The 23,457-nt window shown below is 55.9% G+C and carries 29 protein-coding genes, 1 tRNA gene and 1 other RNA gene; 16 read left to right on the forward strand and 15 right to left on the reverse strand.

The window, feature by feature from the left end:
• The first annotated feature begins 140 nt into the window (after positions 1–140).
• The 5 genes from ACXAGA_RS02180 (at position 141) to ffs (ending at position 1,968) form a co-directional block, all read left to right on the forward strand.
• The gene (locus ACXAGA_RS02180) at positions 141–599 is read left to right on the forward strand and encodes a DMT family transporter (RefSeq protein ID WP_475115874.1); all 459 of its coding nucleotides are present in this window, start codon (positions 141–143) and stop codon (positions 597–599) included.
• 3 nt (positions 600–602) lie between these two features.
• Complete coding sequence (locus tag ACXAGA_RS02185; RefSeq protein ID WP_475115875.1) at positions 603–1,031, forward strand: DMT family transporter; 429 nt, start codon at positions 603–605, stop codon at positions 1,029–1,031.
• 54 nt (positions 1,032–1,085) lie between these two features.
• Positions 1,086–1,160: transfer RNA gene (locus ACXAGA_RS02190), tRNA-Glu, on the forward strand.
• A gap of 91 nt (positions 1,161–1,251) precedes the next feature.
• Positions 1,252–1,839 carry a thermonuclease family protein gene (locus tag ACXAGA_RS02195; protein ID WP_475115876.1) on the forward strand — a complete coding sequence of 196 codons (588 nt, stop codon included), beginning with the start codon at positions 1,252–1,254 and terminating at the stop codon, positions 1,837–1,839.
• Positions 1,840–1,871: 32 nt separating this feature from the next.
• An RNA gene (ffs, locus tag ACXAGA_RS02200) (signal recognition particle sRNA small type) lies at positions 1,872–1,968 on the forward strand.
• Between the two features lie 14 nt (positions 1,969–1,982).
• Here the strand turns inward: ffs and ACXAGA_RS02205 are convergent.
• Complete coding sequence (locus ACXAGA_RS02205) at positions 1,983–2,333, reverse strand: DUF6404 family protein (protein ID WP_475115877.1); 351 nt, start codon at positions 2,331–2,333, stop codon at positions 1,983–1,985.
• Positions 2,334–2,468: 135 nt separating this feature from the next.
• Here ACXAGA_RS02205 and ACXAGA_RS02210 point away from each other — a divergent pair, with 135 nt between their 5' ends.
• The 4 genes from ACXAGA_RS02210 to recR are packed head-to-tail and all read left to right on the forward strand — an operon-like array spanning position 2,469 to position 5,557.
• The gene (locus ACXAGA_RS02210; RefSeq protein WP_475115878.1) at positions 2,469–4,226 is read left to right on the forward strand and encodes a DNA polymerase III subunit gamma/tau; all 1,758 of its coding nucleotides are present in this window, start codon (positions 2,469–2,471) and stop codon (positions 4,224–4,226) included.
• Complete coding sequence (locus ACXAGA_RS02215; RefSeq protein ID WP_475115879.1) at positions 4,202–4,612, forward strand: hypothetical protein; 411 nt, start codon at positions 4,202–4,204, stop codon at positions 4,610–4,612. Before ACXAGA_RS02210 ends, ACXAGA_RS02215 begins: the two co-directional genes overlap by 25 nt.
• 3 nt (positions 4,613–4,615) lie before the next feature.
• Positions 4,616–4,960 carry a YbaB/EbfC family nucleoid-associated protein gene (locus ACXAGA_RS02220; RefSeq protein WP_086451612.1) on the forward strand — a complete coding sequence of 115 codons (345 nt, stop codon included), beginning with the start codon at positions 4,616–4,618 and terminating at the stop codon, positions 4,958–4,960.
• Positions 4,961–4,963: 3 nt separating this feature from the next.
• Positions 4,964–5,557, forward strand: coding sequence for a recombination mediator RecR (recR, locus tag ACXAGA_RS02225; RefSeq protein WP_475115880.1), 594 nt, complete (start codon positions 4,964–4,966; stop codon positions 5,555–5,557).
• A gap of 54 nt (positions 5,558–5,611) precedes the next feature.
• Here recR and ACXAGA_RS02230 read toward each other — a convergent pair whose 3' ends face one another.
• Positions 5,612–6,370 carry a DUF1013 domain-containing protein gene (locus tag ACXAGA_RS02230; RefSeq protein WP_475115881.1) on the reverse strand — a complete coding sequence of 253 codons (759 nt, stop codon included), beginning with the start codon at positions 6,368–6,370 and terminating at the stop codon, positions 5,612–5,614.
• A gap of 132 nt (positions 6,371–6,502) precedes the next feature.
• On the opposite strand from ACXAGA_RS02230, the gene ACXAGA_RS02235 reads away from it, so the two are divergent.
• On the forward strand, positions 6,503–7,138 hold the full coding sequence (locus tag ACXAGA_RS02235; protein ID WP_475115882.1) for a ribonuclease T2 family protein: 636 nt from the start codon (positions 6,503–6,505) through the stop codon (positions 7,136–7,138).
• On the opposite strand, the gene ACXAGA_RS02240 is transcribed toward ACXAGA_RS02235, so the two are convergent.
• Together ACXAGA_RS02240 and ACXAGA_RS02245 are read right to left on the reverse strand one after the other, a co-directional pair.
• Entirely contained in the window at positions 7,135–8,115 is a 981-nt protein-coding gene (locus ACXAGA_RS02240) for an NAD(P)H-quinone oxidoreductase (protein ID WP_475115883.1), read from the reverse strand. The genes ACXAGA_RS02235 and ACXAGA_RS02240 overlap by 4 nt on opposite strands.
• 10 nt (positions 8,116–8,125) lie before the next feature.
• The gene (locus ACXAGA_RS02245) at positions 8,126–8,803 is read right to left on the reverse strand and encodes a COQ9 family protein (protein WP_475115884.1); all 678 of its coding nucleotides are present in this window, start codon (positions 8,801–8,803) and stop codon (positions 8,126–8,128) included.
• Positions 8,804–8,908: 105 nt separating this feature from the next.
• On the opposite strand from ACXAGA_RS02245, the gene rpsU reads away from it, so the two are divergent.
• Both rpsU and ACXAGA_RS02255 read left to right on the forward strand, forming a co-directional pair.
• Positions 8,909–9,115 carry a 30S ribosomal protein S21 gene (rpsU, locus tag ACXAGA_RS02250; RefSeq protein ID WP_086451606.1) on the forward strand — a complete coding sequence of 69 codons (207 nt, stop codon included), beginning with the start codon at positions 8,909–8,911 and terminating at the stop codon, positions 9,113–9,115.
• Positions 9,116–9,235: 120 nt separating this feature from the next.
• Entirely contained in the window at positions 9,236–10,138 is a 903-nt protein-coding gene (locus ACXAGA_RS02255) for an alpha/beta hydrolase (protein WP_475115885.1), read from the forward strand.
• Here ACXAGA_RS02255 and ACXAGA_RS02260 read toward each other — a convergent pair.
• On the reverse strand, positions 10,135–10,608 hold the full coding sequence (locus ACXAGA_RS02260) for an Lrp/AsnC family transcriptional regulator (RefSeq protein ID WP_475115886.1): 474 nt from the start codon (positions 10,606–10,608) through the stop codon (positions 10,135–10,137). The genes ACXAGA_RS02255 and ACXAGA_RS02260 overlap by 4 nt on opposite strands.
• Positions 10,609–10,728: 120 nt before the next feature.
• Here ACXAGA_RS02260 and ald point away from each other — a divergent pair, with 120 nt between their 5' ends.
• Positions 10,729–11,841 (forward strand): alanine dehydrogenase, encoded by a 1,113-nt coding sequence (gene ald / locus ACXAGA_RS02265; protein ID WP_475115887.1) that lies wholly within the window; start codon positions 10,729–10,731, stop codon positions 11,839–11,841.
• A 67-nt stretch (positions 11,842–11,908) separates the two neighbouring features.
• Here the strand turns inward: ald and mscL are convergent, their stop codons facing one another.
• Positions 11,909–12,337, reverse strand: coding sequence for a large conductance mechanosensitive channel protein MscL (gene mscL / locus ACXAGA_RS02270; RefSeq protein WP_475115888.1), 429 nt, complete (start codon positions 12,335–12,337; stop codon positions 11,909–11,911).
• A 145-nt stretch (positions 12,338–12,482) separates the two neighbouring features.
• Here mscL and ACXAGA_RS02275 point away from each other — a divergent pair, with 145 nt between their 5' ends.
• The gene (locus ACXAGA_RS02275) at positions 12,483–13,178 is read left to right on the forward strand and encodes a glutathione S-transferase N-terminal domain-containing protein (RefSeq protein ID WP_475115889.1); all 696 of its coding nucleotides are present in this window, start codon (positions 12,483–12,485) and stop codon (positions 13,176–13,178) included.
• On the opposite strand, the gene ACXAGA_RS02280 is transcribed toward ACXAGA_RS02275, so the two are convergent.
• From ACXAGA_RS02280 to rpe, 5 genes are all read right to left on the reverse strand, one after another.
• Entirely contained in the window at positions 13,179–13,856 is a 678-nt protein-coding gene (locus ACXAGA_RS02280; RefSeq protein ID WP_475115890.1) for a glycosyltransferase family 2 protein, read from the reverse strand. It lies immediately after the preceding gene.
• Positions 13,853–14,437, reverse strand: coding sequence for a DedA family protein (locus ACXAGA_RS02285; RefSeq protein WP_475115891.1), 585 nt, complete (start codon positions 14,435–14,437; stop codon positions 13,853–13,855). Before ACXAGA_RS02285 ends, ACXAGA_RS02280 begins: the two co-directional genes overlap by 4 nt.
• Positions 14,438–14,440: 3 nt before the next feature.
• Complete coding sequence (locus ACXAGA_RS02290) at positions 14,441–15,565, reverse strand: ceramide glucosyltransferase (RefSeq protein WP_475115892.1); 1,125 nt, start codon at positions 15,563–15,565, stop codon at positions 14,441–14,443.
• A 6-nt stretch (positions 15,566–15,571) separates the two neighbouring features.
• On the reverse strand, positions 15,572–16,486 hold the full coding sequence (locus tag ACXAGA_RS02295; RefSeq protein ID WP_475115893.1) for a UDP-2,3-diacylglucosamine diphosphatase: 915 nt from the start codon (positions 16,484–16,486) through the stop codon (positions 15,572–15,574).
• Between the two features lie 201 nt (positions 16,487–16,687).
• The gene (gene rpe / locus ACXAGA_RS02300; protein ID WP_475115894.1) at positions 16,688–17,377 is read right to left on the reverse strand and encodes a ribulose-phosphate 3-epimerase; all 690 of its coding nucleotides are present in this window, start codon (positions 17,375–17,377) and stop codon (positions 16,688–16,690) included.
• A 127-nt stretch (positions 17,378–17,504) separates the two neighbouring features.
• On the opposite strand from rpe, the gene ACXAGA_RS02305 reads away from it, so the two are divergent.
• The gene (locus ACXAGA_RS02305) at positions 17,505–18,356 is read left to right on the forward strand and encodes an AraC family transcriptional regulator (protein ID WP_475115895.1); all 852 of its coding nucleotides are present in this window, start codon (positions 17,505–17,507) and stop codon (positions 18,354–18,356) included.
• Here ACXAGA_RS02305 and ACXAGA_RS02310 read toward each other — a convergent pair.
• Both ACXAGA_RS02310 and mgtE read right to left on the reverse strand, forming a co-directional pair.
• On the reverse strand, positions 18,353–18,910 hold the full coding sequence (locus ACXAGA_RS02310) for a 5-formyltetrahydrofolate cyclo-ligase (RefSeq protein WP_475115896.1): 558 nt from the start codon (positions 18,908–18,910) through the stop codon (positions 18,353–18,355). The genes ACXAGA_RS02305 and ACXAGA_RS02310 overlap by 4 nt on opposite strands.
• Positions 18,907–20,277: a magnesium transporter gene (gene mgtE, locus ACXAGA_RS02315; protein ID WP_475115897.1), complete on the reverse strand. Its 1,371-nt coding sequence runs from the start codon at positions 20,275–20,277 to the stop codon at positions 18,907–18,909. The genes ACXAGA_RS02310 and mgtE overlap by 4 nt, the downstream gene beginning before the upstream one ends.
• A gap of 113 nt (positions 20,278–20,390) precedes the next feature.
• Between mgtE and guaD the strand changes: the two genes are divergently transcribed.
• Positions 20,391–21,713 carry a guanine deaminase gene (gene guaD, locus ACXAGA_RS02320; RefSeq protein WP_475115898.1) on the forward strand — a complete coding sequence of 441 codons (1,323 nt, stop codon included), beginning with the start codon at positions 20,391–20,393 and terminating at the stop codon, positions 21,711–21,713.
• Here the strand turns inward: guaD and ACXAGA_RS02325 are convergent.
• The gene (locus ACXAGA_RS02325) at positions 21,665–22,159 is read right to left on the reverse strand and encodes a CAP domain-containing protein (protein WP_475115899.1); all 495 of its coding nucleotides are present in this window, start codon (positions 22,157–22,159) and stop codon (positions 21,665–21,667) included. The genes guaD and ACXAGA_RS02325 overlap by 49 nt on opposite strands.
• Positions 22,156–23,448 carry an 8-oxoguanine deaminase gene (locus ACXAGA_RS02330; RefSeq protein ID WP_475116218.1) on the reverse strand — a complete coding sequence of 431 codons (1,293 nt, stop codon included), beginning with the start codon at positions 23,446–23,448 and terminating at the stop codon, positions 22,156–22,158. The genes ACXAGA_RS02325 and ACXAGA_RS02330 overlap by 4 nt, the downstream gene beginning before the upstream one ends.
• Between the last annotated feature and the right edge of the window lie 9 nt (positions 23,449–23,457).

The following is a 23,457-nucleotide window of genomic DNA, read 5'->3' on the forward strand; positions in this document are numbered from 1 at the left end:
CATCCATTCGGAATTATTCCGCACCGAGGTACACATTAATCATGTCCAGAATTCGGCAAAGAAAAGGTTAAGCCCGCAAATTCAGTTCCTTTTGCACTCAAAGGTTGCATTGACTGGGGCGGGCTGACATAGATTTGACTATGAATTCAAAAAACGTGCCACTTTACTCAATCATCGCACTGGGTATCGGCGGTCTACTGACGATCATGACATTGCTGAATGGCATGGCCGCAGCTGGCGCAACGCCGTTATTTTCGTCTTGGCTCGCGCATGGCGTTGGAACGGTGACTGCACTGGTCCTGCTGGTCGCGATGGGGCGCAAACCCAAAGAACAGCGCAGCAAACCGCCCATTTGGGCCTATCTTGCGGGCTTGGCCGGCGCTGTGACGGTCATACTGACGTCGTTCACCGTAAACACACCGCTGGCCCTGTCGGGCACAATTGCACTGGGTTTGGCGGGGCAAATGGTGTTCGGGCTAGGCGCGGATATGATCGGGCTGTTCGGGTTAAAACGGCGAATGCCGACGTTTAACGAACTGCTGTCGTTTGCCTGCATCGTGTTGGGCAGCCTGATCATCATTTTCATGGGGAACGCATAGCCCATGATCCTATTTGCCATCATGGCCTTTGCGGGCGGTATTTTGGTCGGCCTTAGCCGTCAGATTAACGGGCGGTTGGCGCTATCGACCAGCGCAATGGAATCGTCGTTCTGGAATCACGCGGTCGGCTTTGTCTTTTTATGCGTGATCGTCCTGATCTTTGGCGGCTTGATGCCGACACAGCACGCCTTTGACGTGCCGTTGATCGCCTATGCGGGCGGTATGGTCGGGGTTATTTTCATTGCCGCCAGCAGCTGGATCATCGCCCGCATTGGGGCGGCACAAACCGCCGTATTGGTGATCGCGGGGCAAATGGTATCAGGCGTTGTGCTGGACATCATATTGGGAAACGCCGGCAACCCGATCGCGCGAACGGCTGGCGTTGCGCTGATCCTGACAGGAATTTTTTTAGGCAGACGCAAAAAGAATTGATTTTGTCTCTTGCGCTGACGCGCGACCAAGATTAGAAGCCGCCTCACACACAGTGGCCCGTTCGTCTATCGGTTAGGACGCCAGGTTTTCAACCTGGAAAGAGGGGTTCGATTCCCCTACGGGCTGCCACTTTTCCCCCGCATATCTCTAAATTTAATTGATCGCTTGATTAGAGCATCGTGGCATTGCATTCTCATCTGGAATAAATTTCCGCGAGCCGATGTTTAGAAAATTATTGTATTTCCTTGGACGCAATTTTGCCAAAGGACACCCAGTAGAGCGCAAACCAGACGTTCAGCCAAAAAAAATCACGACTTACCGCGAAACGCGTACGACAGTTACAACAACGGTAAGTCAGAACGAAACGCACTTAGCAGCCAGCACCTCAACAACAAAAGTTGTAGCTAAAACAGTGGACACGCGCCTAAGCGGCAAGTGTTATGTTGTCGACGGCGATACGATTAGGATTAACGGTCAATCGATCAGGCTTTTCGGTATCGATGCCCCTGAGCTGAACCACCCATGGGGAAAAAAGGCCAAATTTGAATTGGTCAAGATCTGCAAAGGACAAAAGGTCATCGCAGAACTACTACCCGAGGCATCCTATGATCGTGTAGTCGCAAAATGTACCCTAGAAGACGGCACTGACCTAAGTGCTGAAATGGTCAAACGTGGCTTAGCTTTGGACTGGCCCAAATTTTCAGGTGGCATATACAGCCACTTAGAAGAGGATGGCGTGCGCAAGAAATTATGGCGCGTCGATGCAAAGCATCGTGGCAAATTCTTTGAGAAAGAAACCACCTCTTGATCTTATCGACAATGTCACATATCTGACGCATCGAGAGGTTGGCGCGGGCGAGCGCCTCGCCAACCCGGTCAGGTCCGGAAGGAAGCAGCCGTAACGAGCCCCGCTTGGGTCGTTGTCCAGCCTCTCACCTTACCCCCCCTGTCTTATAGATCATCCCATTTGGGCAGTTCGGCGCGCGCTGCGCGGCGCAAGATTACATAGGCCGACCCCAAACCAAAAGTGACGCCCGCGACCATGATCGCGAAAATGATCACCGAAATCGGCATGGAACCGCGGCTCCACATAAAGACCCACATGAACAGGCCCCACATCACGCCGAATGTTGCGCCCTGAAAAATGGCCAGTTGTTGCAAATCCATAAAATGCAGTGGGCGCACGGGTTTGCCGAAACGGCGTAGTAGGCGTGCAACGGGCGGTTCATAAGCAGTGCGGGTAATTCCCTGCTGTTCCAGAATTTCAACAGCACGGGCGTATTTTTCGTCAAAGGTGGTCATTCAGCGTCCCTAATTTTTAATGGCCGCAGATTGGACGCGCCCGCCCGCAACATCAACCCGAAATGGGTGATCGGTGGTGGACCTTGGCGGCGCGGGGCCCTACTCTGCCCGCAACGACAGAATCCATAGGACGCCATGACTGACGCCCCGCAAAAGAACTATCAGGTTCTCGCCCGCAAATATCGCCCTGAAACCTTTGCCGATTTGGTGGGGCAAGACGCGATGGTGCGCACGCTGAAAAACGCGTTCGACGCGGGCCGCATTGCCCAAGCGTTCATCATGACGGGGATTCGCGGAACGGGTAAAACCACGACCGCGCGGATCATCGCCAAAGGCATGAACTGTATCGGCCCAGATGGAAACGGCGGCCCGACGACAGAACCCTGCGGTCAGTGCGAACATTGCACCGCAATTATCGAAGGCCGCCACGTCGATGTCATCGAAATGGACGCGGCATCGAACACGGGCGTCGCGAACATCCGCGAAATCATCGACAGCGTGCATTACCGCGCGGCATCGGCCCGGTACAAAGTCTACATCATCGACGAAGTTCACATGCTGTCGACCGGCGCGTTCAACGCGCTGCTGAAAACGTTGGAAGAACCGCCAGCGCATGTGAAATTCATCTTTGCGACCACCGAAATTCGCAAGGTGCCCGTCACCGTTCTATCGCGCTGTCAGCGTTTCGACCTGCGCCGCATCGAACCCGAAGTGATGATCGGCCTGCTAAAGAAAATCGCAGGCGGCGAAGGCGCGCAAATTTCCGAAGACGCGCTGGCCCTAATCACACGCGCGGCCGAAGGGTCGGCCCGTGACGCGACATCCCTGCTGGATCAGGCGATTTCCCACGGTGCAGGCGAAACCACCGCCGAACAGGTCCGCGCGATGCTGGGTCTGGCCGACCGTGGCCGCGTGTTTGATCTGTTCGACATGATTCTACGCGGCGACGCGGCAGAGGCATTGAACGAACTATCGGCCCAATATTCTGACGGCGCGGACCCGATGGCGATCCTGCGCGATCTGGCGGAAATCACCCACTGGGTGTCCGTCATCAAAATCACGCCCGACGCGGCCGAAGACCCCACCATTTCGCCCGATGAACGCGCACGCGGACAGGCGATGGCGGGCCAATTGCCGATGCGCGTTCTGACCCGCATGTGGCAAATGCTGCTAAAAGCGATCGAAGAAGTCGCCCAAGCGCCAAACGCGATGATGGCCGCCGAAATGGCCGTGATCCGCATGACCCACGTGGCCGAATTGCCCACGCCCGACGAACTGGTGCGCAAACTGCAAAACGCGTCCCCGCCCCCTTCGGGTGGTGGTGGCGGCGGCGGCCCGCGCATGGCGCCATCGGGCGGCGGCAACACAAACGCCTATTCAGGCACGCCTGCCCCAACCCACAGCGGCCCATCCGGCCCTATGGCATCCGCCGCACCGCAGTTGGCGGAACATGCGCTGGCCCGCTATGCGACCTTTGCGTCTGTTCTTGATCTGATCCGCGCACACCGCGATGTGCAATTGCTGGTCGAGGTCGAAAATTTCATCCGTCTGGCCGACTATCGCCCCGGACGGATCGAATGTGATCTGGCCCCGAACGCGCCGCAGGATTTGGTGCAAAAACTGGGCTCTCGCCTGCAAAGTTGGACAGGCAACCGTTGGGTGATCACTTTGGTCAGCGAAGGCGCTGAACCGTCGATCACCGAACAGAACATCGCCGCAGACAACGCCCGCAAGGCCGAGGCCGCAACCCTGCCGATCGTTCAGGCCGTTCTGGCGCAGTTCCCAAAGGCAAAGATCGCCAAGGTTCGCACCGCCAAAGAATTGCAACAAGAAGCCGCCGTAGAGGCATTGGAAGAAGTAGAGGACGAATGGGACCCCTTCGAAGAGGATTGATCCTGTCCCTGATCCCGACCGCGTCATTCGCAGAAGTGTGCCAATACGTGCGCCCCATGTGGGACGCCGACAAAGGCGCGGTCACGATCTGGACCGAACCGCTGTATACATTTGCCAACCCGATCCTAATGCTGCTGGTTTTGGCCGTGCTGCCCGGATCGTTTTTCCGCCCCATCGCATTTCAGGTGCTGGGGGTGATTTCGGCGACGTTCCTGCTTATGTTTACATCAACGCGGCTATGGGCGGCGGATACGGACGGCATTTGGGCATTGGCCCGCGCCGAAGGCTGTATCGCTCCGCCTTATGTGTCCGCTGGATTTGCCGCGATCGTTGCGGCGTTTGCCATCATTCGCGCCATTCGGCGCATCAGAAAACCAAGGGTTTAGACAATGTTCAAAGGTATGGGCGGTCTTGGCGATATGGCCAAGATGATGAAAAAAGCACAAGAAATGCAGGGCAAAATGCAACAAATGCAGGATGACCTGAACAACATCACCGTCACCGGCGAAGCAGGCGCAGGTCTGGTCAAAGCCGTGGCATCGGCCAAGGGCGAGCTGAAATCGCTGGACATCGACCCGTCGATTTTTTCGGGCGACGACAAAGAAATGGTCGAAGACCTGATTTTGGCCGCGATCAAAGACGCGCAGTCGCGCGCATCCGAACGGTCGCGCCAGGAAATGGAAAAAATCACCAGCGAACTTGGCCTGCCTCCGGGCATGGACCTGCCGTTCTGATTTATGGCTGACGGGCCACAGGATATCGAAGACCTGATCGGTCTTTTGTCCAAACTGCCGGGGCTTGGGCCTCGGTCGGCGCGGCGTGCTGTTTTGCATCTGATCAAGAAACGCAAACAGCAGATGATCCCATTGGCGGACGCGATGATGCGCGTCGGCCAATCCGCCCGTGAATGCCTGAACTGCGGCAACATCGGCACGTCCGATATCTGCAAAATCTGCGACGACGACCGCCGCGCCACTGGCGAAATTTGCGTGGTCGAAGACGTGGCCGACCTGTGGGCGATGGAACGGTCTGGCGTGTTCCGCGGCCGTTATCATGTGCTGGGCGGGACCCTATCCGCGCTGGACGCTGTCGGCCCCGAAGACCTGCACATCCCCAAACTGATCGACCGCGTCACATCCGAAAACGTGACCGAAGTGATCCTAGCCCTATCCGCCACCATCGACGGGCAAACCACGGCGCATTACATCGCCGATCAACTGGGCCATGTGACGGTGACATCGCTGGCCCAAGGCGTGCCTGTGGGCGGCGAATTGGATTATCTGGACGACGGCACCATCACCGCAGCCCTACGCGCCCGCCGCAGCCTGTAAACAAAAAACGCCCCGCACATTGCGAGGCGTTTTCTAATTCATCGATCCAACGACTTATTTGTCGTCTTCGTCGTCACCAGCATCACCTGGCAGGTTAAAGAAGCTGTCCGCATCAGCGAAATCTTCGTCGCCGCGTGGATCTTCGTCGTTGTTGTCTTCGCTCAGGCTGAACGCTTCCAAACCTGCGATAGCGGCAGGGATTTTCGGCTCTGCAGGCATATCCAGCGACTGTTCGGTCGACACCAGTTTGCGGCGTTCATCGTCGGTCATTGCGGTACCTTCGGCAGCGCGTTTCGCATTTGCCTTTTGAACAGCAGCGTCCAGTTCGGATTGTTTACACAGGCCCAGCGCAACAGGGTCGATCGGCTGCATGTTCTGGATGTTCCAGTGGGTGCGTTCGCGGATCGCCTGAATGGTTGGTTTCGTGGTGCCAACCAGTTTCGCGATCTGGGCGTCTGCCAGCTCTGGGTGGAATTTCACCAGCCACAGGATCGAATTCGGACGGTCCTGACGTTTCGACAGCGGAGTGTACCGTGGGCCGCGGCGTTTTTCTTCGCCTGCTGCGGATGGGTTAAACTTTAGCTTCAGCTTGTACAGAGGATCCTGTTCAGCTTTGTCGATGGTTTCTTGGGTCAGCTGGTTGTTTGCAACAGGGTCAAAACCTTTGACGCCCGGCGCAACATCACCATCAGCGATGCCCTGAATTTCCAGTTCGTGCATGCCAACGAAATCGGCAATCTGTTTAAAGCTGATCGTTGTGTTGTCGATCAGCCAAACAGCGGTGGCTTTCGCCATAATCGGTTTATCAGCCATCTCAGCTACTCCTAACGCAAATCTTCCCCGCTGCCCCGCTAAGGGCGGACTGGGAATTTTCCAGTCCAGTTCACATTGTAGGGGAACTCTGGTCCTATATAGTCGCGCTGACCCTTTAAGAAAAGATCAAATATGAAACGACTGATTTCTGCGCTATGCCTTGCCCTAACCCCTGCTGCTGCAATCGCGGACGGGACAGCAGGCGATTTCGATTATTACGTGATGGCGCTGTCGTGGTCGCCAAACTGGTGCGCGCTAGAAGGCGACAGCCGCGATTCCCCCCAATGCGACGAAAGCGAAGATTTCGGATGGGTTCTGCACGGGTTGTGGCCGCAGTATGAAAACGGCTGGCCTGACTATTGCCCGACGACCGTCCCTAACCCGACCCGCCGCCAGACATCCGACATGGCCGACATCATGGGGACGTCAGGTTTGGCGTGGTATCAGTGGAACAAACACGGCGTCTGTTCGGGGCTGAATTCAACGCAATATTACGCACTGGCCCGCGAAGCCTATGAAACCTTTGTCATCCCGCAGGCTTTCCGCAAACTGACCAATCAGGTCAGCCTACCCGCGTCCCTGATCGAAGAGGCATTCATGGATCAAAACGAAGGTTTGGACACGGATGAAATCACCGTTACCTGCCGTTCTGGTTATATCCAAGAGGTCCGCATCTGCCTGACCACCGATCTGGAATTCCGCCGTTGCGGCAGCGACGTCATCCGCGACTGTTCGCTGGATGACGCGCTGTTTGATCCGGTGCGTTAAACCGCCAGAACGATTTTCCCAATATGGGCGCTGCTTTCCATCAATTCGTGGGCGGCGGCGGCCTGCTCCAGTGGGAATTCTTTGAAAATCACGGGCGCAATTTGACCTGATGCGATCAGCGGCCAGACGTGGTGATTCAGCTGTTTGGCAATCTCGGCCTTGGCTGCGTCAGACTGCGGGCGCAGCGTGGATCCTGTGAACGTCAGGCGGCGCATCATGATCGCGGCCAAGTTCACTTCGACCTTTGATCCTTGCAGGAATGCGATCTGGACCAATCGGCCCTCATCCGCCAAGGCTTTGATATTGCGTGCGATATAGGACCCGCCAACCATATCCAGAATGACATTGGCGCGGCCCAGCTTTTTCATTTCGTCCACGAATTCGGTGGTGCGATAGTTGAAACAAGCCTCGGCGCCCAGATCGACGCAGGCCGCGCATTTTTCGTCCGACCCTGCCGTTGCGAACACGCGGGCGCCGCGCGCCTTGGCCAACTGAATCGCGGTCGTGCCGATGCCAGACGATCCGCCGTGCACCAGAAATGTTTCGCCGCGTTTCAGGCCGCCGCGCATGAAAACATTCGACCAGACCGTGAAAAAGGTTTCGGGCAAACAGGCCGCATCGCGCATCGACATCCCCGCAGGGATCGGCAGGCAATGCGCGGCTGGGATCGCCACATATTCGGCATAGCCGCCACCCGGCAACAGGGCGCATACCTCGTCGCCGATTTCAACGTCTTTGACGCCTTCGCCAACGGCCGTGACAACGCCCGATGCCTCTAGCCCCGGTAGATCGCTGGCTGTGGGGGGCGGCGCGTATAGGCCAGCCCGTTGCAGCGCGTCAGGGCGGTTAACGCCAGCGTAGGCGACTTTGATCACGACCTCGCCCTTGTTCGGGGTGGGCACAGGACGCTGAGTCGGGGCCAACACGTCTGGGCCGCCCGATTGGGTGATTTCCACCGCGCGCATCATTTCAGTCATGGAAATATCCTTAATCGTTTATCGTCCAGCGACCGGGCAAATCATCCCGCGTCGCCGCCGAAGGGCGTTTGATCCCCGACAACATTTTTTCCAACCCGCTGGCAAACTGCCCCACAATGGGCGTCGATTTAACCGAGGTTTTGAATTTTTCAAATTGCATCACGTTTTCAATACGGCGGTCGATGAATTCGCGGGTGGCTTCTCCGCCCGTATCATCGCCCAACCAGAACAGAACGCATGACCCATAAACGCCAGATAGGATGGTGCGTTTCGAATACCAGTTATAATCGTCCGACGTGTCGCCCAGCGCATTCCAGATCGCGTCAGCTGTGCCCCAAATCAACTGACCGCCCACAGGCGCCAAATGCGGCAGCGAAAACAACGTCGTGCCGCGGCGCACCAATTCTTTGTCCGCGACCTCTAGCCGAAAACGGATCGCGGCGGCGACCTTTTCGCTGTAGCGCAGGGCGGACATATCGGCATCCGCAATCCGCGCCAGCATCAGGTCATCGCCGTGTTTGTGATAGGCCACCGCCAGATCGGTCGCGCCGCGCGGACAAACAGCGCGTGCAGCCTGAACGGACACGCCGACATCTTCGGCGGCGCGTTCAAATGCGGCATCTGTCCAGCCATCAAACACTACGTTCGGAATAATCGCGTCTAGCAATTGCTGCTGCAAATCGGTCATGGCGGTCTCCTTTGGGGGTACACTAGACAAATCTAGGACGGTTTGCTATACGCGCCACTCCTGCAACTATTTGCAAATCCAACTTAGAAAGGTGGTGAAAACCACATGCAGGTTAGTGTTCGCGATAATAACGTAGAACAGGCACTTCGTGCCCTTAAGAAAAAACTGCAGCGTGAAGGCGTATTCCGCGAAATGAAGCTAAAGCAACATTTCGAAAAGCCATCCGTTCAGAAAGCCCGTGAGAAAGCTGAAGCGATTCGTCGTCAGCGCAAACTGGCTCGTAAGAAGCTGCAACGCGAAGGTCTGCTTTAATTAGCACCCCATTGCGATGAATTAACCCCCGCTGTTTTCAGCGGGGGTTTTTTTATTGGGCGAACCGGATATCGTGCAAACATGGTTCGGTTGTGTTTCCTATGTTCATTGGTGTTTGCATTGCTTCGATCCGTGGCAGTGGCAGAAACCGTCTATATCGACGGGCCCGACGGACCATTGGGCGGTGAATTTACACCCGTCGATGATGCCGACGATTTGGTCATCATCGTTCCCGGTTCTGGCAATATTGATCGCGATGGAAACGGGCCGATGGGCGGGCTGAACAGCGATCTATACAAACTTTTGGCCATAGAACTGTTTGAACGCGGCATACCGTCGATCCGCATAGATAAACGCGGGCTATTTTCCAGCGCAGACGCTATCGCCGACGCAAATAACGTCACCTTGGCGGACTATGCCGATGATGTGTTGAACTGGGCCGACTATGGGACCCGACACGCGGATTGCATTTGGGTCGCTGGCCATTCCGAAGGCGCGTTGGTCGGTCTTATCGCGGCAACCCAGCAGCCCGAGGCATTGTGCGGTCTGATATTGCTGGCCGCACCTGGGCGAAAACCCGCAGAAATCCTGTTAGAACAATTGGCAACCAATCCAGACAACGCGCCATTCATGCCCGATATTCAAAACGTTATCGATCAGCTATCAGACGGAATATTGGTCGAAAGCCACGACATGCCACCCGAGCTCCGCGGTTTCTTTGCCCCAGCGATCCAGCCGTTTATGATCGATCTGTTTGCAACTGACCCCATCGCGCTGGCGGCTGGATGGAACGGCCCGATGATCGTCATCCAAGGGGATCGCGATATTCAGATCACCATGATCGACGCGACAAATTTGACCGACGCCGCCCCAGATGCGCAACTGGTTGTCCTGCCGTCAGCGACCCATATGCTGAAACCAGACGTGTCGGGCCAGCCTATGGCAACGTATTACGATCCAAATATCCCGCTCCACCCTGATTTAGCCAATGCGATTGCCACCTATATCCAGTCAGCCGACTAGATTGGCAGCGCTGTGGTCTGGCGCACCTTTTTCAACGAAAACGACGATTGCAGGGTTTGCACCCCCGGCAGGCCCGCCAGATGTCGGCGGTGGATGCGGGCGAAATCTTCGGCGTCTTCGGCCACGACTTTCAGCAGGTAATCCGCAGACCCCGCCATCAGATGGCATTCCAACACATCGGGAATCAGTGAAACCGCACGTTCGAACGCGCTCAGCACCTCGTCCGATTGGCCCGACAGGGTGATTTCCACGAACACGGTCGTCTTGCGCCCGATTTTACGCGGATCGACCAGCGCGACATAGCCCACGATAAACCCGTCTTTTTCCAACCGCTGCACACGGCGATGGCAGGCGGATGCGGATAGGTTCACCCGTTCGGACAATTCCGCGTTGGACAGGCGGCCGTCCTTTTGCAGTACCTCTAGGATTCGGCAATCTATCGAATCCAATCCGACTTCTTGGTAATTCATCGCGCTATACCGATCATCATTCGAATATTCTTCGAAAATTAATACCAATGATCATGCAAATGTCCAAACATTTGCGTCAACGCTGGGCGATCTTATTGGAAAGACAACAGGAGACTTCCAATGATCATCGGCTGCCCGAAAGAAATTAAACCCCAAGAATTCCGTGTCGGCCTGACCCCAGCGGCTGCGCACGAAGCAATCGTTAACGGTCACGAGGTGATCGTGGAAACCGGCGCTGGCATCGGCGCTGGCTTTGCCGACGAAGATTACATCGCCGAAGGCGCGACCATCCAGCCGACCGCAGCGGATGTTTTCGCCAAGGCCGACATGATCGTCAAAGTAAAAGAGCCTCAGGCCGTTGAACGCAAAATGCTGCGCAAGGGCCAACTGTTGTTCACCTATCTGCACCTTGCCCCAGATCCAGAACAGACCAAAGACCTGATCGAATCGGGCGCGACCTGTATCGCTTATGAAACTGTGACTGACGACCGTGGCGGTCTTCCCCTGCTTGCGCCAATGTCCGAAGTCGCTGGCCGTTTGGCACCACAAGTTGGCGCCTACACGCTGCAAAAAGCGAATGGTGGTCGCGGGGTGCTATTGGGCGGCGTGCCAGGCGTCGCTCCGGGCCGCGTGGTTGTGATTGGCGGCGGTGTCGTCGGCACCCACGCGGCGCGCATTGCTGCTGGCATGGGCGCGGATGTGACCGTTCTGGACCGTTCGATCCCGCGTCTGCGCTATTTGGATGACGTATTCGGCAAAGAATTCAAAACCGCTTACGCATCGGCCGCAAATACCATCGAACTTGCCCGCGAAGCCGACATGATCATCGGCGCCGTCCTGATCCCAGGTGCAGCCGCGCCAAAACTGATCAGCCGCGCGCAGTTGTCCGAACTGAAACCAGGCGCTGTTCTGGTGGACGTCGCCATCGACCAAGGCGGTTGTTTTGAAACGTCCAAAGCCACAACGCACCAAGACCCAATCTACGAAGTCGACGGCGTGATGCATTACTGCGTGGCGAACATGCCGGGCGCTGTTGCGCGCACATCGACGCTGGCGCTGGGTAACGCGACGCTGCCGTTCATGATCGCGCTGGCGAACAAAGGTTGGAAACAGGCCTGCAAAGACGACAAACACCTGCTGAACGGTCTGAACGTCCACGACGGCAAACTGACCTACGCCGCCGTTGGCGAAGCGTTGGGTATCGAAACCGTCGATCCTGCGACCCTGCTGTAATCAGCGCCCCAGACAAACAAAAAAGGCCCGCCAATTTAGCGGGCCTTTTCCGTGAGTGGCGTTAACCTTATTTTTTCAGGCTGTCGCGGATTTCCAGCAGAACGTCCAGTTCGCTTGGACCCTTTGGAGCCTCTGGCGCTGCTTCTTCCTCTTTTTTGGTTTTTTCTTTGATCGCGTTGACCTGACGAACCAGCATGAACACAACGAATGCAATGATCAGGAAGTTGATCACAGCCATCAGGAACGAACCGTATGCGAATACGGCAGCGCCTGCTTCGCGTGCTGCCTCTAGGCTCGAACCTTCAGGCACGTCGCCGCTTAGGACGACGTATAGGTTCGAAAAATCGATGCCACCGATGATCAGACCGATGAATGGGTTGATCAGGTCGTCGACCATGGATTTCACGATTGCGGTGAACGCTGCACCGACGATGATACCAACGGCCATGTCCATGACGTTGCCTTTGGCGATAAACTTTTTGAATTCTTCCAGCATTTGAATGCCCCTTTATGTCCCAATCCCTGCACAAATTGTCGCAGCTGCGCAGGTATGCACACTCATACCCCAGTTTGCGGCGGTTTCTATGGAGTATTTTTCGCGCTAGTTCCCCCTATATGTTTATTTGCAGCACGAGGGCACCATGGCCGATTTATCCCAATTCCCAGTGACGAAACGCTGGCCCGCACAAAACCCTGATATTTTGCAGGTCTACGCCTATGGCACGCCAAACGGCCGCAAGGTGCCCATCGCGTTAGAGGAAATGGGCATCGCATATGAATATCACTCCACCGGCGGCCTGTCTGACGACATCATGCGCAGCCCCGAATTTCTGTCGGTCAGCCCGAACAACAAAATCCCTGCGATCCTAGACCCGAACGGACCGGACGGCGCACCGATCACCCTGTTTGAATCGGGCGCGATCCTGCAATATCTGGCGGAAAAGTCGGGCAAATTCGCGGGCAGCACAGCGTCTGAAAAATTCACCGTGTACCAGTGGCTGATGTGGCAAATGGCAGGTCAGGGCCCAATGTTCGGGCAGTTGGGTTTCTTTTACAAATTCGCTGGCGCCTCGATGGAGGATCCGACCGCGCGCAATCGTTACATCGGCGAAGGCAAACGCATCCTGAACGTTCTAAACACGCAGCTAACTGGCCGCGATTGGGTCGCGGGCGATTATTCCATCGCGGATATGGCGATTGCCCCATGGCTGAAAACGCTGGAATTCTATGACGCCAAAGACGTTCTGGAATACGACACCTACAAAAACGTCGCAGCCTATGAACAGCGTTTCTACGATCGCCCAGCGGTTCAGCGCGGCGTCGAAGTTACCGTCTAATCACACCCGTTGGCGGCGCATTTGGTAAATCTGCGCCGCTAACCCCCACGGAGGCACAGCGCGGCACATATCGCGGATCATTTTGACGTCCGCCACAACGCCCGCACGCCATCCGTATTTCGCGTTTTTAAACGGGCTTTCAACGCCGGGCCATTTCACCACCGCCACGCGGGCACGGTCACGCACCAGCAGCGAATTCATAAACACCTCTAGCCCGAATTTCGGCAGCGCTCGCATTTCATCGATACGCGAAAGCAGCAAATCGCGCGACATCACCCGTTCGCCCGAGATGTAATCGATACCAATCCAATGCCAAAAGCGCGGCGCATTCGTGCGCAGACTGATCGAAATATCAGCATGCCCGCCCACAACGGGTGTGATCAGATCGGTCAAATGCGATTGTTCTAACCCTAGCAAATCAGCGTCCACAAACATCAGATGGCTGCCCTGCGCCTGTTCGATCCCAACGGTCACAGCCCATGTTTTCCCGCGGTTTTCAGGCATGCGGATCAGGCGCACACCGTCGATGGATTCGACCACTTCGGCGGTGCCATCGGCGGACCCGTCATCCACCACGATAATTTCGTCGATATGCGGATGGCCGATGACCGAATCCAGAACAGCGCGGATACGGCTTTGTTCGTTATAGGCGGGGATAATACAGCTAAGTTTCGTCATTTCGCATCTTCCTGCGATTTTGTCGGCCCCCAGTAATACCAGATGCCAAATCCGACCAACGCAACGACCAACAGGATCAGCGACGCGCGGAAAATATAATGATCAATCGTCGAATAGGCATAGCCGAACACATACCCCAACACGACAAACAGCAGCGTTTTCGGCAAGGTTCCCAATAGATTGTACCACAGGAATTGCCCGATCGGCATTTTGCCAGTGCCCGCAGCGAACAGCACCGCAGCCCCCGCCGAATGGGTCAGTTTGCCGATGATCAATGTCCGGCCACCCGTTTCGTTGAAATGGGTCCGCAACCCACGGCGGCGGGTTCGGTTCAGGCCCAAACGCACTTGCCATCGGCCTGGCAGGCTTTTGGGACCGAAACGGCCAATCGAATAAATGATCGCATCACCCACCAGATCGCCCAATACGCAGATCACATAAACAGCGTAAACGTTCAGTAATCCCAACGACGCCATATAGGCCGCGATCACGGTCACGATGGGCCCTTCGATCACAGATACAGGCGCCAATAACCATAACCCGTGGTCCTGAACCAACTGCTGAAGCGTCGAAAAATCCATGGCTTATCCCGTCGTATCGTCCGACGACATCGCGTTGCCGCGCCATTCAAATTCTTTGCCGCGCCATCCTGCGATCCACACGGCAGGCAACAGCGCGTCACGCCAGATCATCGCGCCCACATCACGCAGCCCATGCGGCCAACGCGCAGCCCATGCCAGCAGCCATTCCAATCCGAACCAGAACACGGCCAAAGCCAAAACGCAGCCCCAAGGGATCGCGCAAACAGCCGCCAGAATGATGGTCAAGATCAACGGCACAGCCGAGGACGACAGTATTTCAGCGGCATATAGCGCAGGGAACCCCATACGCCGCACCATGGCCCAGCGCACTTGCCGTTTCCAAACGTCTTTAAATGTGCGCTCCCCAATCGGTTGCGGCATTAGATCACCCAATAGACGCACATGCAGGCCCTGCCCGCGCACCGCTTTGGTCGATGCCACGTCTTCGGCCATATCGCGGCCCAGTTTTTCCAACCCGCCTGCGGCCTCTAGAACATCGCGGCGCCAGAACAGAATTTTACCTTGGGCAAATCCATTTCCGAACACATCCGACGTCAGTTGCCAACGGTCCTGATAGGTGTTCAGAAACGCAGCCTCTAGATGCCCCGCTGCGTTTGTTGGGCGGATACCCACAGGCGGCGACGTCACTAGCCCCGTGTCTGGGGTCCAACGCGCAAACAGCCGCTGAATGTAATCATGCGGCAGCAAAACATTGCTGTCTGCCATCAGGACGTAATCGTGACGCGTCGCATTCCAGCCTTTGACCAGATTGTTCAGTTTCGGGTTGCCACTAACGGTATCGCGACCAATCAATAGCTGTGCATCGACGTTCGGAAACTCTGCAATCAGGTCGTTGACCAAAGGGACGACAGGATCATCGGCATCGTCACAGCAAAAAACCAGCTGAACCGCACCTTCGTAGCTAAATGTGAACGTGCTGCGCAGCGTTTCGGCCAGATTGTTTTCCAACCCACACACAGGACGCAGAACCGTCACGCCTGGCTGGCCCGAAATGTCGGTTTGCGCCAACGGGCGGTGCACAGCCCAGATTGATGCACCAACAGTCGCCGCATGAACCGCCGCGACAGAGATCACCGTCCCTGACGCCAGAATTTCCAAAAATGTCATCTTACGCTAGGCCTGAACAGTCGCTGGGGTGTCTTCGATTTCAGCAACTGTATCACCAGAGACCCCGCGAACGCTATGCCCTGCCCAGTCAATCATCACCAAACGACCACTGTCTGTTTCCGCCAAAGCCGTGCAGTTTTCAGTCCAATCCCCGCAGTTTGCGTAGATCACACCAAAATCGCTATGCAGGGCTGATTGGTGAAAATGGCCGCAAATGATCCCATCGGCTTTGTGGGCAACGGCAAGATCGGACAGGCGTTCCTGAAAACGGTCCTGCGACCGGATCATTGAATTTGCGTAGCTTAGAACGTGATCGACACCAGACCATTCAGGTTTGTCGAATGCGCGCAAAACGTGGTTCGTCATCAATTGGACACAGCGCAGCAGGCTTTCGCAATGGGCGCCGATTTTCGACAAAATGGGTGCACGGCGTTCAAACACGTCACAGGAATCGCCATGGATCACCAGAAAACGGGTGCCATCAGCTGTCGTGTGGTACACGTGATCGGCCACAATCAAATTGTCGAAATATTCGCCGAAATATTTGCGGAAAAAGGCGTCGTGATTGCCCGGAGTATAGATCAGTTTCACGCCGCTTTTCATGCGTTCCAGCAGCAGGTTAACGACTTCGTGGTGGGCTGGTTTCCAATTGGCGCCCATCGGACGCCAGTTATCGAAAATATCCCCAACCAGATAAATCGCATCGGCCACATGGGATTTTAGGAAATCCAGCAACGCCTCTGCCTGACAACTATGCGCGCCCAGATGCATGTCAGAGATAAACAACACCGGAAAATACCGCGCGTTTGGATACTGCGTCGATTTCAAAGCATCCTGATCGGAAAACGGCGACATCGCGCGCGCTAACAAATCTGCGGGGATAACTTGGGCGGGGATTTCAGTTTCGCGTTGCGTGTTCATGCCTGCGGTTCCACGAATAATTCGTCCGTTACGCAGGTCGCTACCATCCGAATGTGACAACTTCGTCTCGATTCCAAATAACTGTTCGAATAAAATCGGCCACACAAAATAAACGGGGCCCTACCAGTTCAGTTAGTATACGAACGAGCCAAATCAATCCGTCGCTAAAAAATGAAAAAAGGTGCCGAAGCACCTTTTGGTTTATAGAACCGACTGAGCAGCGGTTCGGATGTCTTTGATATTTTGTCCATAGACATCTGGTTTATCGACCGACCCGCCTTTGAAAACGGCGGAACCGGCGACCAACACATCGGCACCAGCCGCCGCCACCAGCGGCGCAGTTTCAGTGGTCACGCCGCCATCAATCTGAATATGGATGTCCCGATCACCGATCATTTCGCGGACCTTGCGGGTTTTATCAACGCCCGAATGGATAAATTTCTGGCCGCCAAAACCGGGGTTCACGGTCATAACCAGAACCATGTCCACCAGATCCAGCACGTCGGCCACAGCCTCGGCGGGGGTGCCTGGGTTTAGGGCAACGCCTGCTTTGACGCCTTGCGCCTTGATCGCTTGCAATGTGCGGTGAATGTGCGGGCCTGCTTCGATATGGGCAGTGATCATATCGGCGCCCGCTTCGGCGTAGGCTTCGATATATTGATCAACAGGCGCGATCATCAGGTGCACATCCATGAATGTTTTGACGTGCGGGCGGAACGCTTTGACGGCGGGTGGGCCGAATGTCAGGTTAGGCACAAAATGGCCGTCCATAACATCTACGTGGACCCAATCAGCACCTTGATCTTCGATCGCGCGGATTTCAGCGCCAAAATTGGCGAAATCGGCGGACAGGATCGATGGGGCAATCTTGATAGAGCGATCAAACGTCATAGCGTGTAGTCCCTTTTACAGCAGCGTGTCGCCTTCTAGCTAGAAATCGCGATCACGTCACCCGTTTGTTTGCACCTGCGGCATTTCGCTAAAGACCGATCGCCGAATCCATGCTAAGATACAACCTATGGAAATTGTTGATATTCGCCATAGTGAGTTTTTACCTGATGGCACTGCGGTCCAACTGACGCGGGCGGCCTTAGCGAATAGTCGACCCAAAATGCTGCACCAGCACGATTTCTATGAATTGCTGTGGGTGCAGAACGGTAAAATCCGCCATTACAAACAGGACGGCACGCAGGACGACCTAACCGAAGGCGCGTTGATTTTTGTGCCTCCGACTGCGGCGCATGCGATCCAAGGCCGCGGCAAAGATGCGATGATCGTATCCGTCGCATTTGCCCCGCAATTCATTGCCGAATTGGGGCGCGATTACCCTGATTTGGATGGGCATTTTTTTTGGGATGCGCCAGATACAATCGCCGAATATCAGCTATCCATTCAGCAACTTGCGACGTTGAACCATGCCGCCGTTGCGATGGAACGGCGCACGCCTAACGCGTTGACCGCATCGGCGCTGTTGGTGCCATTGCTGACGGATTTGTTAGAGGACGTGCAGCCGATAGCCGACTCTGCACCCGCATGGTTGATCACCGCCTGTCACGCTGTGCGCGATCCAGAGGTGTTCCGCGATGGCGCAGCAGGGTTTGTCCGGGTTTCGGGGCGCGCTCATGCCCATGTCAGCCGCACGTGCCGCCAGTATTTGAAACAAAGCCCATCCGAATACGTAAACCGCATCCGCATGGAATACGCGGCCCGTCAATTGGTCGGCAGTTCGGAATCACTCGGCGAAATCGCGGCGGAATGCGGGATTCCCAACCTGTCGCATTTCCATAAACTATTTTTGGCACACCACGGCCAAACGCCTGCACAGTTCCGGCGCGCCAGACAGCGCAATGTGATCCAACCAGCGATTTAACCGCGTTTCACGTCGATGATGCGCGTTTCGGTCACGATCATGTCCAACGGCTGATCCCAATCCTCAATTGGCAGATCTGCGTCCTCTTGCGCGTCATATGCGAAACCAATCGCCAACGTCGCACGTTTGGACCGCAGCAATTCTAGCGTGCGGTCATAAAACCCGCCGCCGTATCCCAACCGACCGCCATCGCGGGAAAAACCGACCATTGGGACGATGACGATTTCAGGTTCGATCCAGTCCCCATCCACGGGTATTTGCGCGCCGAATGCCCCTGTTTCCAATGCGCAATCGGGTTCCCATTGGCGAAACCGTAATGGCGCGTCATTTTCGATGATGACGGGCACACAGACGGGACCATGGGCCGCAGCTTCGGCCATCGCGGGCAGCGGGTCGATTTCGGTACGCATCGGCATGTAGCCCGCGATAGGAACACCGCGGTAACCGGCCAGAACCTCGGACAAATGCGCTGCGGTGCCGACGCCTGCATCGTGGGCCAGTTTTCGGCGCACAAAGGCGGCTTTGCGTGCAGCGTTTTTGTCGATCAAGGTCATAATATCATCACCGCAGCCAGTCCAAGGAAGGCAAAGAACCCAACGACATCCGTCACGGTCGTCACAAAGGCACCAGATGCCAGCGCAGGGTCAACGCCTAGTTTTTCCAATACCACCGGCACCACAGTCCCCGCGAGCCCCGCCACGACCAGATTGATCACCATAGCGACGGCCAGCACAACGCCCAGCATCGGCATTCCGAACCAGACCCAGCCCACCGTGCCCATCAACACAGCGAACACTAAACCGTTGAACAATCCAACAGCCAATTCGCGGCGAATAACCCGCCAAACGTTTGACCCTGTCAGGTCGCGGGTCGCGATGGCGCGCACGGCAACGGTCAACGATTGCGTGCCAGCGTTGCCGCCCATAGACGCAACAATCGGCATCAAAACGGCCAAAGCAACCAATCCTGAAATGGTCGTTTCAAACAGACCAATCACCATCGACGCAAGGATCGCCGTCACTAGGTTTACGGCCAACCACGGCAAACGCTGTTTGGTGGTTTCCAGAACGGTATCGGACAGGCTGCCTTCGCCCACACCAGCAAGGCGTAGGATGTCTTCTTCGTGCTCTTCGTCCAGCAAGGTCATCGCATCGTCGATTGTGATGACACCAACCAAACGATCATCATCATCCACCACAGGCGCGGAAATCAGGTGATAGTGGTTGAACGCATGCGCCACATCTGCGGCAGGATCTTCGACGTGAAAACTGCGGAAACTTTCTTCGGCCAGATCGGTCAGTTTCTGCCCCCGACGCGCGGACAGAATACGACCCAAGGTGACATAGCCCACAGGTTTCAGCCGCGCATCAATCAGGATCACGTGATAAAACTGATCGGGCAATTCGACATCGGACCGCAGAAAATCGATCGCTTCGCCCACGGTCCAGTGGTCCGGCGCGCGGACGACTTCGACCTGCATATGTCGGCCAGCCGATTCTTCGGGGTAAGAAAGCGCCTTTTCAACGGCCAGACGTTCAGCACCGTCCAGCACATCCAGAACGGCCTCTTGCTGGTCTTCGTCCAGATATTCGACCAGATCGACAACGTCATCCGATTCCAGATCGCGCACGACCTCGGCCAATTCGGCGGGCGCCATCGTTTCGATGATTTCTTCGCGAAGCCCTTCGTCCAGTTCGGACAGAATTTCACCATCGACGCCTTTCCACACTTCGATCAGTGCAGTTCGGTCGCGTGGTGGCAACTGTTCGATCAGGTGCGCAATATCCGCGGGGTGGATCGGGTCCAACAGTTCGTTAATAGCGGCAAGGTCGCCGGAGGACGTTGCTTCGACCACATCATCAATCAGCGTTGGGGCAACGCCGAATGCTTCGTCATCGTCCATTTCAAACTGTTCGGACATAGCACCCCCTTTGATCTTTGCGCTCAACATACAAAGATAACGTCGCGCGACAATGGCAACAGAACCAAAATCATCGATTTACGACCAGTTTCACGCCCCCTAATGTCACCCCTATGAACAAACATATTCTGACAGGCCAAACTCTGGCTTTTACAGCAAATCCATTTGAAACAGATTGGAACACTGCCTTTGAACACCACACCCACGGGGCCGTGTTGATCGAAGGCGACCGCATCACCGATGTAGGCGCAGCGGACGCAATCCGCAGCGCCAATCCAGATGCTCAGGTCACAGATTACGGGGATGCGCTAATCACTGCGGGGTTTATCGACGCCCATATGCATTATCCGCAAACGGGCATCATCGCGTCATGGGGAAAACAGCTGATTGATTGGCTGAATACATACACTTTCCCCGAAGAGTCCCGTTTTTTTGACCCCGATTACGCCGCTGACATCGCCAATCGTACAATCGATTTGGCCGTCGCCCACGGCACGACAACATTAACCAGTTTCTGCACAATCCATCCTACATCGGTGGATGCGTTTTTCACCGCCGCAGAGGCGCGGAATATGGCCGTCGTAGCCGGAAAAACCTGCATGGATCGAAACGCGCCTGATACGTTGCGCGATACGGTCCAATCCGCATACGACGACAGCAAAGCATTGCTGGATAAATGGCATGCCCGTGGCCGCGCCACCTATGCGATCACGCCTAGGTTTTCGCCCACATCGACAGCAGAACAGCTAAGGGTTTTGGGCGATCTATGGGCCGAACGTCCTGACGTGATGATGCAAACGCATCTCAGCGAACAGCTGCCCGAAATCGAATGGGTCAAATCCCTGTTCCCCGCCGCGCGGGATTATTTGGATACCTATGAACAATTCGGTTTGCTGGGCGAAATGGGACTATACGGCCACGCAATTCATTTGACCGACCGCGAAATTACGCGTCTGTCCGACATCGGCGCTTCGGTCGTCCACTGTCCGACATCGAACACGTTCATCGGATCTGGATTGTTCGACCTGATGGGCCTGTCCAAAACGCAAATGCGCATCGGTTTGGCCACAGACACCGGAGGCGGATCGAATTTTTCGATGCTGCGCACGATGGGCGCCACCTATGAAATTGCCCAACTACGCGGAGAAGCCGTGCATCCATCACAGCTGTGGTGGTTGGCGACCGAAGGATCGGCAGCGGCGCTGCATAAAACGGGTGAAATTGGCCGACTGGCTGCGGGATCAATGGCCGATATCACGGTGGTAGATCTGAAATCCACCGCAGCGATCGCGCAACGGGCGGATCGGGCTGAAAACCTATGGGATGCGCTGTTCCCAACGATCATGATGGGCGATGACCGTGCGATCACCGCCACATGGATCGCGGGTCAAAACGTGCACGCACCCCCCAGCATCAGCACCCATTTGTCGCCATAGCGGCCCAAACCGTACCGAACGAAATTCGGGTTCAGGATATTTTCGCGATGCCCCGTAGAGCTCATCCAATCCTGCATCACCTGAATTTCCGAAGCTTGCCCGTAAGCAAGGTTTTCACCAACGTATTGGTCGCAGTACCCAGCGGCCAATGCGCGATCCGATGGTTTTGATCCATCAGGCGCAACGTGATCAAAGAAACCTTCGGTATCCAAACGCCGTGCATACGCGTTCGCAGCGGCGGTTAGTTGTGCGTTTTCTTCGACAGGACCCACGCCTGCCGCCGCCCGCTGAGACACCATCAATGCGCCAAAGCCCGTCGTTGCCGGTGTAATCGATACCGACGAAGGATCAGGCATCGACGATCCAACGGGAATTGGGATCGGCTCGACAATACAGCCTGCCATCAAACCCATCGCCATCGCCGCGCACATCGAACGTAACTTCATACCATTAACCCTTTTGCTAACTTATTTTGTTGGCGCACCAGCGCTTGTAAATCCATTGTAGCCAACTGACCGCTTTCTACCACGATACGGCCTTCGACCAACAAATCACGAACGGTTGTCGGGCCTGCCAATAATATCGCCGCTGGGTCCCAACTGCCCGCGGATTCGATACCAGACACATCCCAGATGGCGATATCTGCCCGTTTGCCTACAGCGATCTGCCCACAGTCATATCTGCCCAAAACTTCGGCCCCGCCACGGGTTGCAATATACAATGCCTCTCGGGCGCTCATGGCGTCTGCACCGTTGGCCACGCGCTGTAACAGCATGGCTTGCCGCGCCTCTAGCACCAGATTGCCCGCGTCATTGCTGGCTGATCCGTCGACGCCCAACCCAACCGGCACGCCCGCGTCCCGCATGGACCGCAGCGGCGCTATGCCCGACCCCAAACGGCAGTTGGAACACGGACAATGCGCTACGCCCGTTTTCGTGCGTGCGAACAGCTCAATTTCCTCAGCGTCCAATTTGACGCAATGGGCATGCCAGACATCAGACCCCGTCCAACCCAATTCTTCGGCATATTGACCGGGACGACAGCCAAAGTTGGCAAGGCTATAGGCAATGTCTTCGTCGTTTTCGGCCAAATGCGTGTGCATCATCACGCCTTTGTCGCGCGCCAGAACGGCGGCATCGCGCATCAGGTCACGGGACACCGAAAACGGAGAACAAGGCGCAACACCAACGCGCACCATTGCGCCGTCGCTATCATCGTGAAACGCATCAATCACGCGGATGCAGTCGTTCAAAATATCCGCTTCGTTTTCCACCAGACCATCAGGCGGCAGCCCGCCGTCGGATTCGCCTATGCTCATGGCGCCGCGAGTTGGATGGAACCGCAGGCCGATATCTGAGGCCGCCGCGATCGTGTCGTCCAATCGGCCGCCATTGGGGAACAGATACAAATGGTCTGACGTCAACGTACATCCCGATAGCGCCAGTTCGGCCAATCCTACCGCCGCCGAGGTATAAAATTCCTCTGGCCCGAACCGCGACCAAATAGGGTAAAGCGTTTTTAGCCACCCAAACAGCAGTGCATCCTGACCGCCCGGCACAGCCCGCGTGAGAGTTTGGAATAAATGATGATGCGTGTTCACCAACCCCGGGGTAACAACACAGCCCGCAGCATGAATGGTGCGATCAACATCGACGGCATCGATCTGCCCGACCGCTTGGATCACCCCGTTTGAAATCAAAATATCACCGACGCATTCGTGCAGATGATCGTCCATCGTCAGAAT

The organism is Marivivens sp. ABH4_498 (genome assembly GCF_056160585.1).

Coding starts and splice junctions, on each gene's coding strand:
- ACXAGA_RS02180 (WP_475115874.1), top strand. CDS start 141: ATGAATTCAAAAAACGTGCCACTTTACTCAATCATCGCACTGGGTATC.
- ACXAGA_RS02185 (WP_475115875.1), top strand. CDS start 603: ATGATCCTATTTGCCATCATGGCCTTTGCGGGCGGTATTTTGGTCGGC.
- ACXAGA_RS02195 (WP_475115876.1), top strand. CDS start 1,252: ATGTTTAGAAAATTATTGTATTTCCTTGGACGCAATTTTGCCAAAGGA.
- ACXAGA_RS02205 (WP_475115877.1), bottom strand. CDS start 2,333: ATGACCACCTTTGACGAAAAATACGCCCGTGCTGTTGAAATTCTGGAA.
- ACXAGA_RS02210 (WP_475115878.1), top strand. CDS start 2,469: ATGACTGACGCCCCGCAAAAGAACTATCAGGTTCTCGCCCGCAAATAT.
- ACXAGA_RS02215 (WP_475115879.1), top strand. CDS start 4,202: ATGGGACCCCTTCGAAGAGGATTGATCCTGTCCCTGATCCCGACCGCG.
- ACXAGA_RS02220 (WP_086451612.1), top strand. CDS start 4,616: ATGTTCAAAGGTATGGGCGGTCTTGGCGATATGGCCAAGATGATGAAA.
- recR (WP_475115880.1), top strand. CDS start 4,964: ATGGCTGACGGGCCACAGGATATCGAAGACCTGATCGGTCTTTTGTCC.
- ACXAGA_RS02230 (WP_475115881.1), bottom strand. CDS start 6,370: ATGGCTGATAAACCGATTATGGCGAAAGCCACCGCTGTTTGGCTGATC.
- ACXAGA_RS02235 (WP_475115882.1), top strand. CDS start 6,503: ATGAAACGACTGATTTCTGCGCTATGCCTTGCCCTAACCCCTGCTGCT.
- ACXAGA_RS02240 (WP_475115883.1), bottom strand. CDS start 8,115: ATGACTGAAATGATGCGCGCGGTGGAAATCACCCAATCGGGCGGCCCA.
- ACXAGA_RS02245 (WP_475115884.1), bottom strand. CDS start 8,803: ATGACCGATTTGCAGCAGCAATTGCTAGACGCGATTATTCCGAACGTA.
- rpsU (WP_086451606.1), top strand. CDS start 8,909: ATGCAGGTTAGTGTTCGCGATAATAACGTAGAACAGGCACTTCGTGCC.
- ACXAGA_RS02260 (WP_475115886.1), bottom strand. CDS start 10,608: ATGAATTACCAAGAAGTCGGATTGGATTCGATAGATTGCCGAATCCTA.
- ald (WP_475115887.1), top strand. CDS start 10,729: ATGATCATCGGCTGCCCGAAAGAAATTAAACCCCAAGAATTCCGTGTC.
- mscL (WP_475115888.1), bottom strand. CDS start 12,337: ATGCTGGAAGAATTCAAAAAGTTTATCGCCAAAGGCAACGTCATGGAC.
- ACXAGA_RS02275 (WP_475115889.1), top strand. CDS start 12,483: ATGGCCGATTTATCCCAATTCCCAGTGACGAAACGCTGGCCCGCACAA.
- ACXAGA_RS02280 (WP_475115890.1), bottom strand. CDS start 13,856: ATGACGAAACTTAGCTGTATTATCCCCGCCTATAACGAACAAAGCCGT.
- ACXAGA_RS02285 (WP_475115891.1), bottom strand. CDS start 14,437: ATGGATTTTTCGACGCTTCAGCAGTTGGTTCAGGACCACGGGTTATGG.
- ACXAGA_RS02290 (WP_475115892.1), bottom strand. CDS start 15,565: ATGACATTTTTGGAAATTCTGGCGTCAGGGACGGTGATCTCTGTCGCG.
- ACXAGA_RS02295 (WP_475115893.1), bottom strand. CDS start 16,486: ATGAACACGCAACGCGAAACTGAAATCCCCGCCCAAGTTATCCCCGCA.
- rpe (WP_475115894.1), bottom strand. CDS start 17,377: ATGACGTTTGATCGCTCTATCAAGATTGCCCCATCGATCCTGTCCGCC.
- ACXAGA_RS02305 (WP_475115895.1), top strand. CDS start 17,505: ATGGAAATTGTTGATATTCGCCATAGTGAGTTTTTACCTGATGGCACT.
- ACXAGA_RS02310 (WP_475115896.1), bottom strand. CDS start 18,910: ATGACCTTGATCGACAAAAACGCTGCACGCAAAGCCGCCTTTGTGCGC.
- mgtE (WP_475115897.1), bottom strand. CDS start 20,277: ATGTCCGAACAGTTTGAAATGGACGATGACGAAGCATTCGGCGTTGCC.
- guaD (WP_475115898.1), top strand. CDS start 20,391: ATGAACAAACATATTCTGACAGGCCAAACTCTGGCTTTTACAGCAAAT.
- ACXAGA_RS02325 (WP_475115899.1), bottom strand. CDS start 22,159: ATGAAGTTACGTTCGATGTGCGCGGCGATGGCGATGGGTTTGATGGCA.
- ACXAGA_RS02330 (WP_475116218.1), bottom strand. CDS start 23,448: ATGGACGATCATCTGCACGAATGCGTCGGTGATATTTTGATTTCAAAC.